The organism is Aeromonas veronii, assembly GCA_041319085.1.
Classification (GTDB): domain Bacteria; phylum Pseudomonadota; class Gammaproteobacteria; order Enterobacterales; family Aeromonadaceae; genus Aeromonas; species Aeromonas veronii_F.
In genome coordinates this window covers 1731590-1745415 of record CP101033.1, presented here as the reverse complement: position 1 = coordinate 1745415, position 13826 = coordinate 1731590, and the positions used below count along the sequence as shown (strand labels likewise).

At 56.7% G+C, this 13826-nt stretch carries 13 protein-coding genes and 2 tRNA genes; 9 read left to right on the top strand and 6 right to left on the bottom strand.

Features of this window, described 5'->3' with window-relative positions; all coding sequences use genetic code 11:
• Window positions 1-30: 30 nt before the first annotated feature.
• Both NMD14_08400 and lrp read right to left on the bottom strand, forming a co-directional pair.
• Complete coding sequence (locus tag NMD14_08400; protein ID XEI34385.1) at window positions 31-2547, bottom strand: DNA translocase FtsK 4TM domain-containing protein; 2517 nt, start codon at window positions 2545-2547, stop codon at window positions 31-33.
• A gap of 205 nt (window positions 2548-2752) precedes the next feature.
• On the bottom strand, window positions 2753-3244 hold the full coding sequence (gene lrp / locus NMD14_08395; protein XEI34384.1) for a leucine-responsive transcriptional regulator Lrp: 492 nt from the start codon (window positions 3242-3244) through the stop codon (window positions 2753-2755).
• A 150-nt stretch (window positions 3245-3394) separates the two neighbouring features.
• Between lrp and ald the strand changes: the two genes are divergently transcribed.
• The 3 genes from ald to NMD14_08380 all read left to right on the top strand — a co-directional run bounded on the left by ald (window position 3395) and on the right by NMD14_08380 (window position 6964).
• Complete coding sequence (gene ald / locus NMD14_08390) at window positions 3395-4510, top strand: alanine dehydrogenase (GenBank protein XEI34383.1); 1116 nt, start codon at window positions 3395-3397, stop codon at window positions 4508-4510.
• A gap of 192 nt (window positions 4511-4702) precedes the next feature.
• Window positions 4703-5653, top strand: coding sequence for a thioredoxin-disulfide reductase (trxB, locus tag NMD14_08385; protein XEI34382.1), 951 nt, complete (start codon window positions 4703-4705; stop codon window positions 5651-5653).
• Between the two features lie 63 nt (window positions 5654-5716).
• Window positions 5717-6964, top strand: a complete 1248-nt coding sequence (locus tag NMD14_08380; GenBank protein ID XEI34381.1) for a diguanylate cyclase — start codon at window positions 5717-5719, stop codon at window positions 6962-6964.
• Window positions 6965-7073: 109 nt separating this feature from the next.
• Here the strand turns inward: NMD14_08380 and NMD14_08375 are convergent, their stop codons facing one another.
• On the bottom strand, window positions 7074-7544 hold the full coding sequence (locus NMD14_08375) for a glycine zipper 2TM domain-containing protein (GenBank protein XEI34380.1): 471 nt from the start codon (window positions 7542-7544) through the stop codon (window positions 7074-7076).
• Window positions 7545-7563: 19 nt separating this feature from the next.
• On the opposite strand from NMD14_08375, the gene aat reads away from it, so the two are divergent.
• From aat to infA, 3 genes are all read left to right on the top strand, one after another.
• On the top strand, window positions 7564-8271 hold the full coding sequence (gene aat, locus NMD14_08370; protein XEI34379.1) for a leucyl/phenylalanyl-tRNA--protein transferase: 708 nt from the start codon (window positions 7564-7566) through the stop codon (window positions 8269-8271).
• Window positions 8268-8984 (top strand): arginyltransferase, encoded by a 717-nt coding sequence (locus tag NMD14_08365; protein XEI34378.1) that lies wholly within the window; start codon window positions 8268-8270, stop codon window positions 8982-8984. Before aat ends, NMD14_08365 begins: the two co-directional genes overlap by 4 nt.
• A 68-nt stretch (window positions 8985-9052) precedes the next feature.
• Window positions 9053-9271, top strand: a complete 219-nt coding sequence (gene infA, locus NMD14_08360) for a translation initiation factor IF-1 (protein ID XEI34377.1) — start codon at window positions 9053-9055, stop codon at window positions 9269-9271.
• A 68-nt stretch (window positions 9272-9339) separates the two neighbouring features.
• Here the strand turns inward: infA and clpA are convergent, their stop codons facing one another.
• Entirely contained in the window at window positions 9340-11595 is a 2256-nt protein-coding gene (gene clpA / locus NMD14_08355) for an ATP-dependent Clp protease ATP-binding subunit ClpA (GenBank protein ID XEI34376.1), read from the bottom strand.
• 59 nt (window positions 11596-11654) lie between these two features.
• On the bottom strand, window positions 11655-11972 hold the full coding sequence (gene clpS, locus NMD14_08350) for an ATP-dependent Clp protease adapter ClpS (GenBank protein ID XEI34375.1): 318 nt from the start codon (window positions 11970-11972) through the stop codon (window positions 11655-11657).
• Between the two features lie 229 nt (window positions 11973-12201).
• On the opposite strand from clpS, the gene cspD reads away from it, so the two are divergent.
• On the top strand, window positions 12202-12420 hold the full coding sequence (cspD, locus tag NMD14_08345) for a cold shock-like protein CspD (GenBank protein ID XEI34374.1): 219 nt from the start codon (window positions 12202-12204) through the stop codon (window positions 12418-12420).
• A gap of 116 nt (window positions 12421-12536) precedes the next feature.
• Here cspD and folD read toward each other — a convergent pair whose 3' ends face one another.
• Window positions 12537-13391, bottom strand: coding sequence for a bifunctional methylenetetrahydrofolate dehydrogenase/methenyltetrahydrofolate cyclohydrolase FolD (folD, locus tag NMD14_08340; GenBank protein ID XEI34373.1), 855 nt, complete (start codon window positions 13389-13391; stop codon window positions 12537-12539).
• Between the two features lie 213 nt (window positions 13392-13604).
• Between folD and NMD14_08335 the strand changes: the two genes are divergently transcribed.
• Together NMD14_08335 and NMD14_08330 are read left to right on the top strand one after the other, a co-directional pair.
• Window positions 13605-13681: transfer RNA gene (locus NMD14_08335), tRNA-Pro, on the top strand.
• 37 nt (window positions 13682-13718) lie between these two features.
• Window positions 13719-13795, top strand: a tRNA-Arg gene (locus NMD14_08330).
• The last annotated feature ends 31 nt before the right edge of the window (window positions 13796-13826 follow it).

Genomic DNA, 13826 nt, shown 5'->3' with positions numbered 1-13826 from the left:
ATGGCCAGGGATTGTATGATGCGGTGAGGCTTAGTCCCGCACTGGCGGCGGCGCCAGCACGTCGCGCTGACCATTGCCACCCGGTGAGCTGACGATGCCCTGATCCTCCATCTGCTCGATGAGACGGGCTGCCCGGTTGTAACCAATCTTGAACTTGCGCTGAACGCTGGAGGTCGAGCCACGACGGGACTCCACCACAAAGGCGACCGCTTCGTCGAACAGGGGATCGAGCTCTTCATCGCCACCGCCGCCATATTCGCCGCTGCCGCCCTCGCTGCCGGATTCACCGGAGAGGATCTCCTCGATGTAGTTCGGCTCGCCACGCAGTTTCCAGTCCGCCACCACCTTGTGCACTTCGTGGTCATCGACGAACGCGCCGTGCACCCGAGTCGGGTTGGAGGTACCGGCCGGCATGTAGAGCATGTCACCCATGCCGAGCAGGGATTCGGCACCGCCCTGATCGATGATGGTACGGGAATCGATCTTGCTCGATACCTGGAACGAGATCCGGGTCGGGATGTTGGCCTTGATAAGGCCGGTAATCACATCCACCGACGGACGCTGGGTCGCGAGGATCAAGTGAATACCGGCCGCCCGCGCCTTCTGGGCGATACGGGCAATCAGCTCCTCCACCTTCTTGCCGACGATCATCATCATGTCGGCAAATTCGTCCACCACCACCACGATATGGGGCAGTTTCTCCAGCTCCGGCGGCATCTGATCCATGGAGTCACCAGGACGCCACAGCGGATCGCGCAGCGGCTCACCAGCCTCGATGGCGGCCAGCACCTTGTCGTTGTAACCCTTGAGGTTGCGCACCCCGACCGCCGACATCAGTTTGTAACGACGCTCCATCTCGCCCACGCACCAGCGCAGGGCGTTGGCGGCGTCCTTCATGTCGGTCACCACCTCGGTCAGGAGGTGCGGGATCCCTTCGTAGACCGACAGCTCCAGCATCTTGGGGTCGATCATGATGAAGCGCAGGTCATCGGGGGACGACTTGTAGAGCATCGAGATGATCATGGTGTTCACCCCCACCGACTTACCGGAACCTGTGGTACCGGCCACCAGCAGGTGCGGCATCTTGGCCAGGTTCACCACCACGGGCTCCCCGGCGATATCCTGACCCAGCCCCATGGTGAGCGGGTTGCGGCTATCGCGGAAGGCATCGCAGTCGAGGGTCTCGCGCAAATACACGGTCTGGCGCACCCGGTTGGGCAGCTCAATCCCGACGAAGGTCTTGCCAGGGATCACCTCGACCACCCGCACGCTGCTGGCAGAGAGGGAACGGGCCAGATCGCGAGAGAGGTTGGTGATCTTGCTCGCCTTCATACCCGGCGCCAGATCCAGCTCGAAACGGGTAATGACCGGGCCCGGATAGACGCCGACCACCTTGGCCTGCACGTTGTAGTCGGCCAGTTTCGCTTCCACCAGCCGGCCCATGCGATCCAGCTCATCTTTGCTCATCATCTGGGTCTTGGCAGGCGGCCTGTCCAGCAGCTCGATGCTCGGCAACGGCGGCAGCGTAGATAGCGGACGACGCTTGGGCTTGGTCGGTGCAACGGCAACCGGCGCGGCGACCTCATCGTCACCCTCGGCCCAGGGCAGATCCAGATCGTCCTCATCATCGTCATCGGCCACAGCCAACACCGGCTGACGGCGACCATTGGCAGCCGCCACCGCACGTTTGGGCTTGGCAGCCGGAGCCGGCTCGTCATCTTCATCATCAAACTTGGGATCAAATTCGAAGGTATCGTCGTCGAGTTCCGGCAGCCACTCTTCGGCGGCGGCCTGCTGATTCTTGGCCTTGGGTCGGCGAGTCCAGCTGGTGTGAGCCTCATCTTCCTCGTCATCAAACGCGATGGCCCCTACCCCGCCTTCCAGCAAGGGATCCGGCCCCTCGTTGCGGGGTTGACGCCAGCCACCGGTCAGCCAGCGGCCGAGGGTGGTCGGGAAGTGGTAAACAGCGCTGACCGAACCGGTACAGGCCGCGCCGATCTGCTCGACGATGGTCAGCCAGGACCAGCCGGTAAACAGGGTGATGCCGGTTGCCACGAAGCAGAGCAGCATCAGGTTGGCCCCAACGCCGCCAAACAGTGGTACTACGGCTGAGGCTATTACATCCCCCACCAGGCCACCGGCGGAGAAGTTCTGCATGTCGTTGAAGTTCATGCTGGCAATGGCCGACATGCCGAGCACGGTCAGGATAAAGCCGATGATCCGCACCCCCAGGGTAAGGTAATCCACATCGAGCAGACGGCTCGGGCGCCAGAACAGACTCCAGCCCAGCAGTACCGTCAGCGGCGGCACCAGATAGGAGAAAGCACCAAAGGTAAACATGGTGATATCGGCGAGCCAGGCGCCGGCACTACCGGCGAGGTTATTCACCTCCCCTTGCCAGGAGGTCTGGGACCAGCCGGGATCAGCGGGATGATAGGACAACAGGGCAAGCAGAAGATAAGCCGCCATCAGAGTGATGGCGACCAAGACGGCTTCGAAGATCCGTTGTGTACCTGATAAAGGAGTAAACAGCTTTTTATCGGCCAAACTCCGGCTCCTTTCTGAAAACATGTAATGCAGGGAAAATAAGGGGGCCTAGTATCCCCGAAAAGCCCATCGATTGTCAGCCAGAGCCTGATGGGACGGGGCCATATTTGCAATTATCTTTACAAGAAGAAACGAGCGGACCAGCCGCTCGTTTCTGACTGTCATGGTGTCCCATATGAAAAAAGATACCACGGCATAACCTGCGTTATCGGGTGCTGATCACCAGACGACTACTCTGCTTGACCTCTTCCATCACCACGTAAGTGCGGGTGTCGTTGACACCGGGCAGACGCAGCAGGGTTTCCCCCAACAGACGGCGGTAAGCCGACATGTCGCTGACTCGGGTCTTGAGCAGATAGTCGAAGTCACCGGAGACCAGATGACACTCCTGGATCTCTTCGAGCACCTGGACAGCCTTGTTGAACTGTTCAAACACATCAGGCGCCCCGCGATTGAGGGTTATCTCTACAAACACCAACAGAGATGCGTCCAGATAATGAGGGTTTAGAATAGCGGCATATCCTTCGATATAACCTTGTCGCTCGAGGCGACGGACCCGTTCCAGACACGGTGTAGGACTCAGGCCAACCCGTTTGGACAACTCAACATTCGAAATCCTGCCATCCTTTTGCAGTTCATTGAGAATGTTGCGGTCAATCCTGTCCAAATCCTTTAGCCGACTCTTAGCTTCCATCATTTTATTCCATCCTTTGGCTATTTTTTGGTAAGAATCACCAGTCGTTTTATAATTATGGTCACAAATCCTGTCAATACCTGAATATACTAGGCGCAAATGTTGATCAACATTTTGGCAACATGAAACACCAATCTATAGACGAGGGATAGCATGATTATCGGTGTACCTAAAGAGATAAAAAACCATGAATACCGCGTAGGCATGGTTCCGGCCAGTGTACGTGAACTGACAGCACGAAACCATACTGTTTTCGTCCAAAGCGGTGCCGGAAACGGCATTGGCTTCAGCGATGCAGATTATATCGCTGTTGGCGCCGAAATTTTGGCCTCTGCCGCAGAGGTTTTCGCCAAAGCCGAGATGATCGTCAAGGTCAAGGAACCTCAGCCTGTCGAATGTGCCATGCTGCGTCCGGGTCAAACCCTGTTCACCTATCTGCATCTGGCGCCAGACTTGCCCCAGACCGAAGCCCTGCTGCAAAGCGGCGCCATCTGCATCGCCTATGAAACCGTCACCGACGGTCGTGGCGGCCTGCCGCTGCTGGCCCCCATGTCGGAAGTGGCCGGACGCATGTCTATTCAGGCGGGTGCCCAGGCGCTGGAGAAATCACGCGGCGGGAGTGGGGTGCTGCTCGGTGGCGTACCCGGTGTCGAGCCAGCCAAGGTGGTGATCATCGGTGGCGGTGTGGTTGGCTCCAATGCGGCCCGCATGGCCATTGGCCTGCGTGCGGATGTCACCATCCTCGACAACAACGTCGATACCCTGCGCCGTCTCGATAACGAGTTCCATGGAGCAGCCAAGGTGGTCTACTCCAACAGCGAGACGCTGGAGCGCCATCTGCTGGCGGCCGATCTGGTCATCGGCGGCGTGCTGGTACCGGGTGCCACTGCGCCAAAACTTGTCAGCCGTGCCCATATTGCGCGCATGAAGCCGGGCTCTGCCATCGTCGATGTGGCGATCGATCAGGGCGGTTGTGTGGAAACCTCCCACGCCACCACCCATGAAGATCCTACTTTTATCGTCGATGAAGTAGTGCACTACTGTGTCGCCAATATGCCGGGGGCGGTGGCCCGCACCTCGACCGTAGCGCTCAACAATGCCACCCTCCCCTTTATCATCAAGCTGGCTCAACAAGGGTATCGTCAGGCACTGCTGAGCGATCCCAACCTGCTGCACGGGCTCAATGTAATGGAGGGCAAGCTCACCTGCCAGGAAGTCGCCGTGGCACACGGCCTTGCCTACACGGATCCCCTGGCCCTGCTGAACTGATCTGCGCTGACCTTCTGGCCTTCGCCAGCTCGGTATGAGTGAAAATCCGCCCGCGATGGGCGGTTTTTTATCCCTTTATTTTGCACGTCACCCCTTGCGCACACGATTAATGCAATCGACTCACCAGCCTTTGACCCCGGATCACGAATTACCTACAATCGCGCAAACTCATCACTTCCCGGAACTGACAACATGAGCCAAGTCATTCACAGCAAACTGCTGATCTTAGGGTCAGGCCCGGCCGGTTACACCGCAGCCGTCTACGCCGCCCGCGCCAACCTCAATCCCCTGCTCATCACCGGCATGCAACAAGGTGGTCAGCTGACCACCACCACCGAGGTGGAGAACTGGCCCGGCGATCCGGAAGGTCTGACCGGCCCGGCCCTGATGGAACGCATGAAAGAGCATGCAGAGAAGTTCGATACCCGCATCCTGTTTGATCACATCAACAGTGTCGAATTGAATCAGCGCCCGCTGCGCCTCAAAGGAGACAACGGCGAGTACACCTGCGATGCCCTGATCATCGCGACCGGCGCCTCCGCCAAGTATCTGGGCCTACCCTCCGAAGAGGCCTTCAAGGGCCGAGGCGTCTCTGCCTGTGCAACCTGTGACGGTTTCTTCTACCGCAATCAGGAAGTGGCGGTGATCGGCGGCGGCAACACCGCCGTGGAAGAGGCCTTGTATCTGGCCAACATCGCCAAGAAGGTGCACCTGATCCACCGTCGCGACGAGTTCCGTGCCGAGAAGATCCTGATCAAGCGTCTGCACGACAAGGTCGCAAGCGGCAACATCGTGCTGCACACCCACCAGACCCTGGATGAAGTGCTGGGCGATCAGATGGGCGTCACAGGTGTGCGCCTGCGCAACACCCAGGACAACAGCACCAGCGAGCTGCCACTGATGGGCGTCTTCATCGCCATCGGCCACCAGCCTAATACCCAGATCTTCGATGGCCAGCTGGAGATGCAAAACGGCTATCTGAAAGTACGTGGTGGCCTCGATGGTTTTGCCACCCAGACCAGCATTGAAGGTGTCTTCGCTGCCGGCGATGTGGCTGACCACAACTACCGTCAAGCCATCACCTCGGCCGGTACCGGCTGCATGGCAGCCCTCGATGCCGAGCGTTATCTCGACGCACAATAAACGCGCGCAAGATGTGATATAAGGCATACCAGTCGGTATGCCTTTTCTCATTTAAGGAGTCTAATGAAACAGAAGATATTGATTGTCGAAGATAGCCTGACTATTCGCCGTATGTTGACTCAGGCCATAGCCCAGCAGACTGGCCTCGAGATTGACGCCTTCGATACCCTCGAAGGCGCCCGTCACTGCCGGGGCGAGGCGTATGTGGTCGCGCTGGTGGACTTGACCTTGCCGGATGCCCCCCGTGGCGAAGCGGTCAACGAGCTGCTGGAGCGAGGCTTGCCGGTAGTGATCCTCACCGCCGACATCAACGAGGATAAACGTGCCGCCTGGCTGGAGACCGGCGTGCTGGACTATGTGATGAAGGATTCGCGCCACTCGCTGCAATATGCCGTCAGTCTGGTGCACCGCCTCTATCTCAACCAGTCCATCGAAGTGCTGGTAGTCGATGACTCACGCACCTCCCGTCACCGCACCATGGCTCAGTTGCGCAAACAGCTGTTGCAGGTGCACGAGGCCAGTCATGCCCGTGAAGCGATGGCGATGCTGGAACAACACCCGGACATTCGGTTGGTACTGGTCGACTACTACATGCCGGATATCGATGGCATCAGTCTGGTGCGAATGCTGAGAGAGCGTTACAGCAAGCAGCAGCTGGCGATTATCGGGATCTCGGTCTCGGACAAGCGCGGTCTCTCTGCTCGCTACCTCAAGCAGGGCGCCAACGACTTTCTCAACCAGCCGTTCGAGCCGGAAGAGCTGCAGTGCCGGGTTAGCCACAATCTGGAGGCGCTCGAGCAGTTCAACCGCATTCAGGAGTCAGCCAATCGTGACTACCTGACCGGTCTCTACAACCGGCGCTACTGGTTCAACGAAGGGCAAAAATGGTTTGAAGAACATCAGCGCCAGCAGACGCCTCTCGCACTCTGTGTGCTCGATGTGGATCACTTCAAGCAGGTCAACGATCACTGGGGTCATGCCATCGGCGATCAACTGCTCTGCCATCTGACCCGGCTACTGACCCAGTTCTTCCCCGATGCCATGATCGCCCGCTTTGGCGGAGAAGAATTTGCCATGATGGTGCCCCACTGTACGGTTCCCGTGTTGATCAAGCGTCTTGAAGGGCTGCGTCAGCAGCTGCGCCAGCAACCCCTGTCATCGGAGATCCCGCTCTTTGTTCGCGCCAGTTACGGCGTGATCAGTGTCGGGCGGGTATCCATGGACGAGGCGCTGAGCGAAGCGGATCGGCTACTTTATCAGGCAAAGAACACCGGTCGCGACAAGATAGTCTCTCAAGAGACGGCTATCTGAATCCTCAGGGCATCAGTCCCGTGTATTACCGCCCGACAGACTTTCCAGCAGGAGAGTCTGCGGGTTCCTTTCCTGCCACAGTCTCCCAATCAGCAATATCTGTCGCAACTCAGTAAGTCTTGTCGACCCGCACCCCATCATCGAAATAGAGAATGCGCACCTTGTCCCCATTGGCAAAGACCATGGCGGGATCATAATCCTGGATCACGTTGATAAGGTCATTTTGCTCGTTGCGGATCAGCAGCTCCACCAGCTTGTTTTCCACCACGGTTCCCCCGGACTGGTATTGCTGGGCAGCCGCAGCCCCTGCGAGCGCCCCCACGGCGGTGGCGATTTCACGACCATGACCGCCGCCAAACTGGTTGCCAAGCAGGCCGCCCAGCACGGCTCCGCCCAGCGTCTTCCAGCCAGAGTGCTCGGACTCCAGGATCTGGCGCTGGGTTATATTGCGCACCGTTTCGACCTGGCCAAACACCACCTGATTGACCGCCCGCGCGGTATTGCGCTGGTAAACTTCCGCCCCGGCGGGCGCCGTGACAAAGCAGAGCAAGCTGGATACTATCAGGATAATGGCCTTCATCTATGAACCTCGTTGCCTTATGTCTCGCTATCTTACCCAACTGGATGATGAGCTTTGCTGGTTTCCCGACCCCAGTCATGCGCTGGAAGAGCCCAACGGCTTGCTGGCGATCGGCGGTGATCTCTCCCCTGCCAGATTGTTGGCAGCTTACCACAAGGGGATCTTCCCGTGGAATGAACCCCACCGGCCGACCCTGTGGTGGTCACCAGATCCCCGCGGAGTGATCCGCCCAGACCAACTCCATGTGGGGCGGACATTGCAGAAGATTATCCGCCGTACCCCATTCGATATTTCCGTCAATCGCGCCTTTAATGAAGTCATCGCCGCCTGCGCCGCCCCTCGTCGTACCGCTGATGGCACCTGGATCAGCCAACCCATGATCGAGGCCTACCAGCAGTTGCACCGGCTGGGTCATGCCCACTCTATCGAGATCTGGCAGGAGGGAGAGCTGCAAGCGGGACTGTATGGCCTCTCTATCGGCCGACTGTTTTGCGGTGAATCCATGTTCAGCCGGATTGATAACGGCGCTAAGCTGGCCATGGTGGCACTCTGTCGCCACTTCGCCCGCCATCGCGGTGCCCTCATCGATTGCCAGATGCAGAACCCATTTCTGGCGACCCTGGGTATCGAGGAGTGGCCAAGGGCCCGTTTTCTAGCAGAACTGGCGCGCCTTGCCAATCAACCACTGTTGGCTTCCTGCTGGCAAGAGGGGGAGATCAGCCTATGACTGAAGAAGTGATCCTCAAAGTAGGGCTGACTCCCAAGCATCCCTGCAGTTATCTGGACCATGAACAGGAGCAGTTACTGGTACTGATGGATCACAATCTGCTCAACGCCAACGGCTACGAGCGATTGTTGACTGCAGGTTTTCGCCGCAGTGGCAACGACATCTATCGCCCCCACTGTCCGGCGTGCCATGCTTGCCAGTCCCTTCGTATTCACAGCGAGCGCTTTCGCCCCAGCCGTGGCCAGAAGCGGATCCGCCAACTCAACAAAGATATCGAGATCGTCCTGAGCTACGATGACAAACCCGAGTATTACCTGCTCTACGAACGTTATATCCGCGAACGCCATCACGATGGCAGCATGTATCCCCCCAACCGCAGCCAGTATCGCGGGTTTCTCCATTGTGACTGGATGCCACCACTCTACCTGGAGATGCGCAAAGAGGGCCGCCTGATCGGTGTCGCCACCACAGACCTGCTGCCCCACTCCTTGAGTGCCATGTACACCTTCTTCGATCCGGATTATGCCGATCGCTCCCTGGGCACTTTTGCCATCCTCTGCCAGCTCGATCTGGCCAGGCGTACCGGACGGAGCTGGCTCTATCTTGGCTATCTGGTGGAGGCGTGCCGCAAGATGAATTACAAGCGCAATTACCTCCCGCACGAACAGCTCATTCAGGGGGAATGGAAAAATATCGACACCAAGCCCGAGTAAACTTTACACATAGCCTTAAATCCGGCATGATCCAGCGGTTTTTTGTTGTGGCTTATCAAGAGGATTCAATGGCTAAAGAAGACAGTATTGAGATGCAGGGCACTATTCTCGAAACCCTGCCCAATACCATGTTCCGTGTGGAACTGGAGAATGGTCACGTGGTTATCGCTCATATTTCAGGCAAGATGCGCAAAAACTACATTCGTATCCTGACTGGAGACAAAGTAACGGTAGCACTGACTCCCTACGATCTCTCCAAGGGACGTATTGTTTTCCGCTCTCGCTAAGCCAGGAATTCAGCAAAAAACCCCAACCTGTCGGTTGGGGTTTTTTGTCGTTTTCTGATCACTGACGCTTAGTGGGAAACAGCTTCAACATTGACCTGAAAATCAAAGCTGAGGCTGTCATTTACCAACTCAACCTTCACTATCCCCCCGTCAACCAGTGAACCGAACAGGATCTCGTTGGCCAGGGGTTTCTTGAGGTGCTCCTGGATTACCCGACCCATCGGTCTGGCACCCATGGCTCTGTCATATCCCTTCTCTGCCAACCAGTGGCGGGCACGCTCAGACACCTCGAGAGAGACTCCCTTCGCATCCAGTTGAACCTGCAACTCGACAATGAACTTGTCGACTACCTGATGGATCACCGTCATATCGAGATGGTTGAACCAGATGGTGTGATCAAGCCGGTTACGAAACTCCGGACTGAAGGTCTTGTTGATCACCGCCATGGCATCGTGGCTCAAATCCTGTTGCTGGAAGCCGATGGACTTGCGCTGGGTCTCCTGCACACCGGCGTTGGTGGTCATCACCAGAATCACATTACGGAAATCCGCCTTGCGCCCGTTGTTATCTGTCAGGGTACCGTTGTCCATCACCTGCAACAGCAGGTTGAACACATCCGGGTGCGCTTTCTCAATCTCATCGAGCAACACGACCGAGTGAGGATGCTTGATCACCGCATCGGTCAGCAAACCACCCTGTTCAAAACCGACATAACCGGGAGGCGCGCCAATCAGACGGGATACGGTATGGCGTTCCATGTACTCGGACATATCAAAGCGCAGCATCTCCACACCCAATGCTTTGCCCAACTGTTGGGTCACCTCCGTTTTACCGACACCGGTGGGGCCAGCAAACAGGAAGCAGCCAACCGGGCGACGCTCGTTGCCGAGCCCTGAACGTGACAGGCGGATCGCATCAGCCAGCACTTCAATCGCCTTATCCTGACCAAAGACCACCATCTTGAGATTGCGCTCCAGATGCTTCAGCACCTCTTTATCAGAGGAGGAGACTGATTTCTCCGGAATGCGGGCAATCTTGGCCACAATGGACTCAATTTCCTGCACATTGATCACTTTCTTGCGCTTGCTCGCCGGCAGCAACCGTTGACCGGCACCCGCCTCGTCGATCACGTCGATCGCCTTGTCGGGCAAGTGACGATCATTGATGTACTTGGCTGAGAGTTCGGCAGCCGCACGGATCGCCTTGGCGGTGTAGCGCACGCCGTGGTGGGCCTCATATCGGCTCTTGAGCCCCATCAGAATACGAGTGGTGTCATCGATAGTCGGCTCGACGATATCAATCTTCTGGAAGCGACGCGCCAGCGCACGGTCTTTCTCGAAGATCTGAGCGTACTCCTGATAAGTGGTGGATCCCACACAGCGGAGCAAACCATTGGAGAGCAGCGGCTTGATCAGGTTGGCCGCATCCAGCTGACCACCGGATGCCGCACCGGCACCAATGATGGTATGGATCTCGTCGATAAAGAGGATGGCCCCTTCCTGACGCTCAATCTGCTTGAGCAGTACCTTGAGGCGCTTCTCGAAATCACCGCGGTATTTGGTTCCTGCCAACAGAGAGCCCATATCGAGCGAATAGATGGTGCTGCCCGCAATCACCTCGGGCACATCCCCCTTGACGATGCGATAGGCCAGCCCTTCGGCAATGGCGGTTTTGCCCACGCCAGCTTCACCCACCAGCAGCGGGTTGTTCTTGCGGCGGCGGCAGAGCACCTGAATGGTACGGTTGAGCTCCTGATCACGGCCAATCAGCGGATCGATGCGCCCTTCCAGCACCAGCTGGTTCAGGTTGGTGGCAAAGCTCTCGATCTGGGCGGCCGAGACATCATCATCAGACTCGGGATTGTTATTGCTGCCAAGATCAGGCTTGCTGTCCTTGCGCACCCCGTGGGAGAGGAAATTGACGACGTCGAGACGGCTGATCTCGGCTTTTTTCAGGAAATAGGCAGCTTGTGACTCCTGCTCACTGAAGATAGCGACCAGCACGTTGGCGCCGCTGACTTCGGTATTGCCGGAAGATTGCACATGAAAGACGGCGCGCTGCAACACGCGCTGGAAGCCCAATGTCGGCTGGGTTTCACGATCTTCATCCTCGCGCGGAATGAGCGGAGTAGTCTGGGTGATGAATGCGCGGATCTCCTTGCGCATCAGCTCGACATCGGCACCACAGGAGCTCAGCGCCTCATGGGCTGAACTGTTATCCAGAAGGGCTAACAACAGGTGCTCGACAGTCATGAATTCGTGGCGCTCGTCACGGGCCAGTTTGAACGCCTCGTTCAGCGTCTTTTCTAGATCTTTATTCAACATAGGCACCTCCCCTAGTACAGCTACAATGTGGTGTCACACTTGCCATCAAGTCATCAGATTCAAGCCTTTTCCATAGTACAGAGCAGTGGATGTTCATTGTTACGTGCATAGGTGTTGACCTGGACAACCTTGGTTTCGGCGATCTCTGCGGTAAACATGCCACAGACCCCCTTACCACTATAATGCACACTCAGCATGACCTGAGTCGCCTTGTCCAAATCCATACCAAAGAACTTTTGCAGCACCTCCACCACAAACTCCATTGGAGTGTAGTCATCGTTGTTCAACACAACCTTATACATGGGTGGCGGCTGCAGCTTTGTTTTCTCTGCTTCTGCAATCTCTTCATTAGCAAAGAGTTCTTTCTGCTTGCTCATAATCGCGCTTTGGTACCTCTAGATTACTACCGTCTAACACAAGCTTGTCAATAGACTTGTTAACCAGATCACATCAATTGTTAACAACTTCTTGACTCGTTCAAAAGTTGGACTAGATTGGTTACTTGCTAATCTGTACCCGTCTGCTATGGGCTTATGTCCCTAGTTATAAAGGGCTGGCGCAGGTTACTCAACGACTTCTGGGTAATCAATAAAAGGATGTAGAAGTATGGCAACCGGCACAGTTAAGTGGTTTAACAACGCAAAAGGATTTGGGTTTATCTGTCCGGAAGGGGGCGGTGAGGATATCTTCGCTCACTACTCCACGATTCAAATGGAAGGCTACAAGACCCTGAAAGCGGGTCAGGCCGTCAATTTTGAACTGCAACAGGGGCCGAAAGGAAATCACGCTTCTGTGATTGTGCCAAACGAAGCACAAAATATGTAAATAACACCCGTTGGATAAATAAAAAACCGGTTTCTCGTTGAGCAACCGGTTTTTTATTGTCAGGTTTTTGGCGCATCCTGCTCCTCACGGGATCACAGGGTTATCGCCAACCATGATCAGTCGTGATATTCACTGCAAGCGATCAGGGTATTTTCCATCAGACTGGCCACCGTCATCGGGCCCACGCCACCGGGTACTGGGGTAATGAAGGAGGCATGGCTGCGCGCCGTCTCAAACTCCACATCCCCGACCAGCGAGCCATCTGCCAAACGGTTGATGCCCACATCGATGACCAGTGCCCCCGGCTTAATCCACTCGCCTGGAATGAAGTTAGGCTTACCGACCGCGACAACCAGCAGATCGGCACGGCGTACCTGATCTTCCAGATCCCGGGTAAAGCGGTGGCAGGTCGTGGTCGTGCAGCCCGCCAGCAGCAATTCGAGGGTCATGGGACGCCCCACTATGTTGGACGCCCCCACCACGACAGCATGCAGACCATGCGTCTTGACGCCAGTGGCCTCAATCAACGTCATGATCCCTTTCGGGGTGCAGGGGCGCAGCGCCGGAATACGCTGGGCCAGACGGCCTACGTTATAGGGGTGGAAACCATCAACATCCTTGTCAGGCTGGATCCGCTCCAGCACCTGAGTGGTATCGAAGTGATCCGGTAACGGCAACTGAACCAGAATGCCATCTACGTGGCTATCTGCATTCAACTGGTCGATCAGCGCCAGCAGATCTTCCTGACTGGCGGTTGCACTCAGGTCATAGGAGCGGGAGATAAATCCCACCTCCTCACACGCCCGGCGTTTGCTGCCGACATAGACCTGAGAAGCGGGATCTGCCCCCACCAGAATGACTGCCAGCCCTGGAGCCCGTTTCCCTGCCGCCAACCGCTGTTGGACTTGCGCCGCGACCTGGCTGCGAATCGTTTGCGCAACCTGTTTTCCATCTATGATTTTGGCAGACATCGTTCTCCACTCACCATGTGTTCAACTGCCGCGCATTGTCGCATTTTTTTAGCCGGGATGTTAGCAGCAGACGCACGCCAGACCTGTAGCGGGCAATAAGTAGGCACTTGAATTTACTGGGGGAAAAAGTCGTTGACGCTGGCCCGTACGCTTGGCTATGATGCCCGCCCGTTGCTCAGCACGCCGCTTGTCGATATGCTGATCGAGGATTTTCGGTGATTAGCGCAGTCCGGTAGCGCATCTGGTTTGGGACCAGAGGGTCAAAGGTTCGAATCCTTTATCACCGACCATGTTCATCGACAGGTCGTCAAGACCTGTTGATACAGAGCGCCCTTAGCTCAGTTGGATAGAGCAACGGCCTTCTAAGCCGTGGGTCACAGGTTCGAATCCTGTAGGGCGTGCCATTTAATATGTGTCTCAAATCAAGTGGTTATG

Bases quoted from the DNA above. Each gene is read 5' to 3' on its own strand.
- trxB (XEI34382.1), top strand. From the start codon at position 4,703: ATGAGCCAAGTCATTCACAGCAAACTGCTGATCTTAGGGTCAGGCCCG.
- aat (XEI34379.1), top strand. From the start codon at position 7,564: ATGTCTCGCTATCTTACCCAACTGGATGATGAGCTTTGCTGGTTTCCC.
- NMD14_08365 (XEI34378.1), top strand. From the start codon at position 8,268: ATGACTGAAGAAGTGATCCTCAAAGTAGGGCTGACTCCCAAGCATCCC.
- clpS (XEI34375.1), bottom strand. From the start codon at position 11,972: ATGAGCAAGCAGAAAGAACTCTTTGCTAATGAAGAGATTGCAGAAGCA.
- ald (XEI34383.1), top strand. From the start codon at position 3,395: ATGATTATCGGTGTACCTAAAGAGATAAAAAACCATGAATACCGCGTA.
- cspD (XEI34374.1), top strand. From the start codon at position 12,202: ATGGCAACCGGCACAGTTAAGTGGTTTAACAACGCAAAAGGATTTGGG.
- lrp (XEI34384.1), bottom strand. From the start codon at position 3,244: ATGATGGAAGCTAAGAGTCGGCTAAAGGATTTGGACAGGATTGACCGC.
- infA (XEI34377.1), top strand. From the start codon at position 9,053: ATGGCTAAAGAAGACAGTATTGAGATGCAGGGCACTATTCTCGAAACC.
- NMD14_08380 (XEI34381.1), top strand. From the start codon at position 5,717: ATGAAACAGAAGATATTGATTGTCGAAGATAGCCTGACTATTCGCCGT.
- clpA (XEI34376.1), bottom strand. From the start codon at position 11,595: ATGTTGAATAAAGATCTAGAAAAGACGCTGAACGAGGCGTTCAAACTG.
- NMD14_08375 (XEI34380.1), bottom strand. From the start codon at position 7,544: ATGAAGGCCATTATCCTGATAGTATCCAGCTTGCTCTGCTTTGTCACG.
- folD (XEI34373.1), bottom strand. From the start codon at position 13,391: ATGTCTGCCAAAATCATAGATGGAAAACAGGTTGCGCAAACGATTCGC.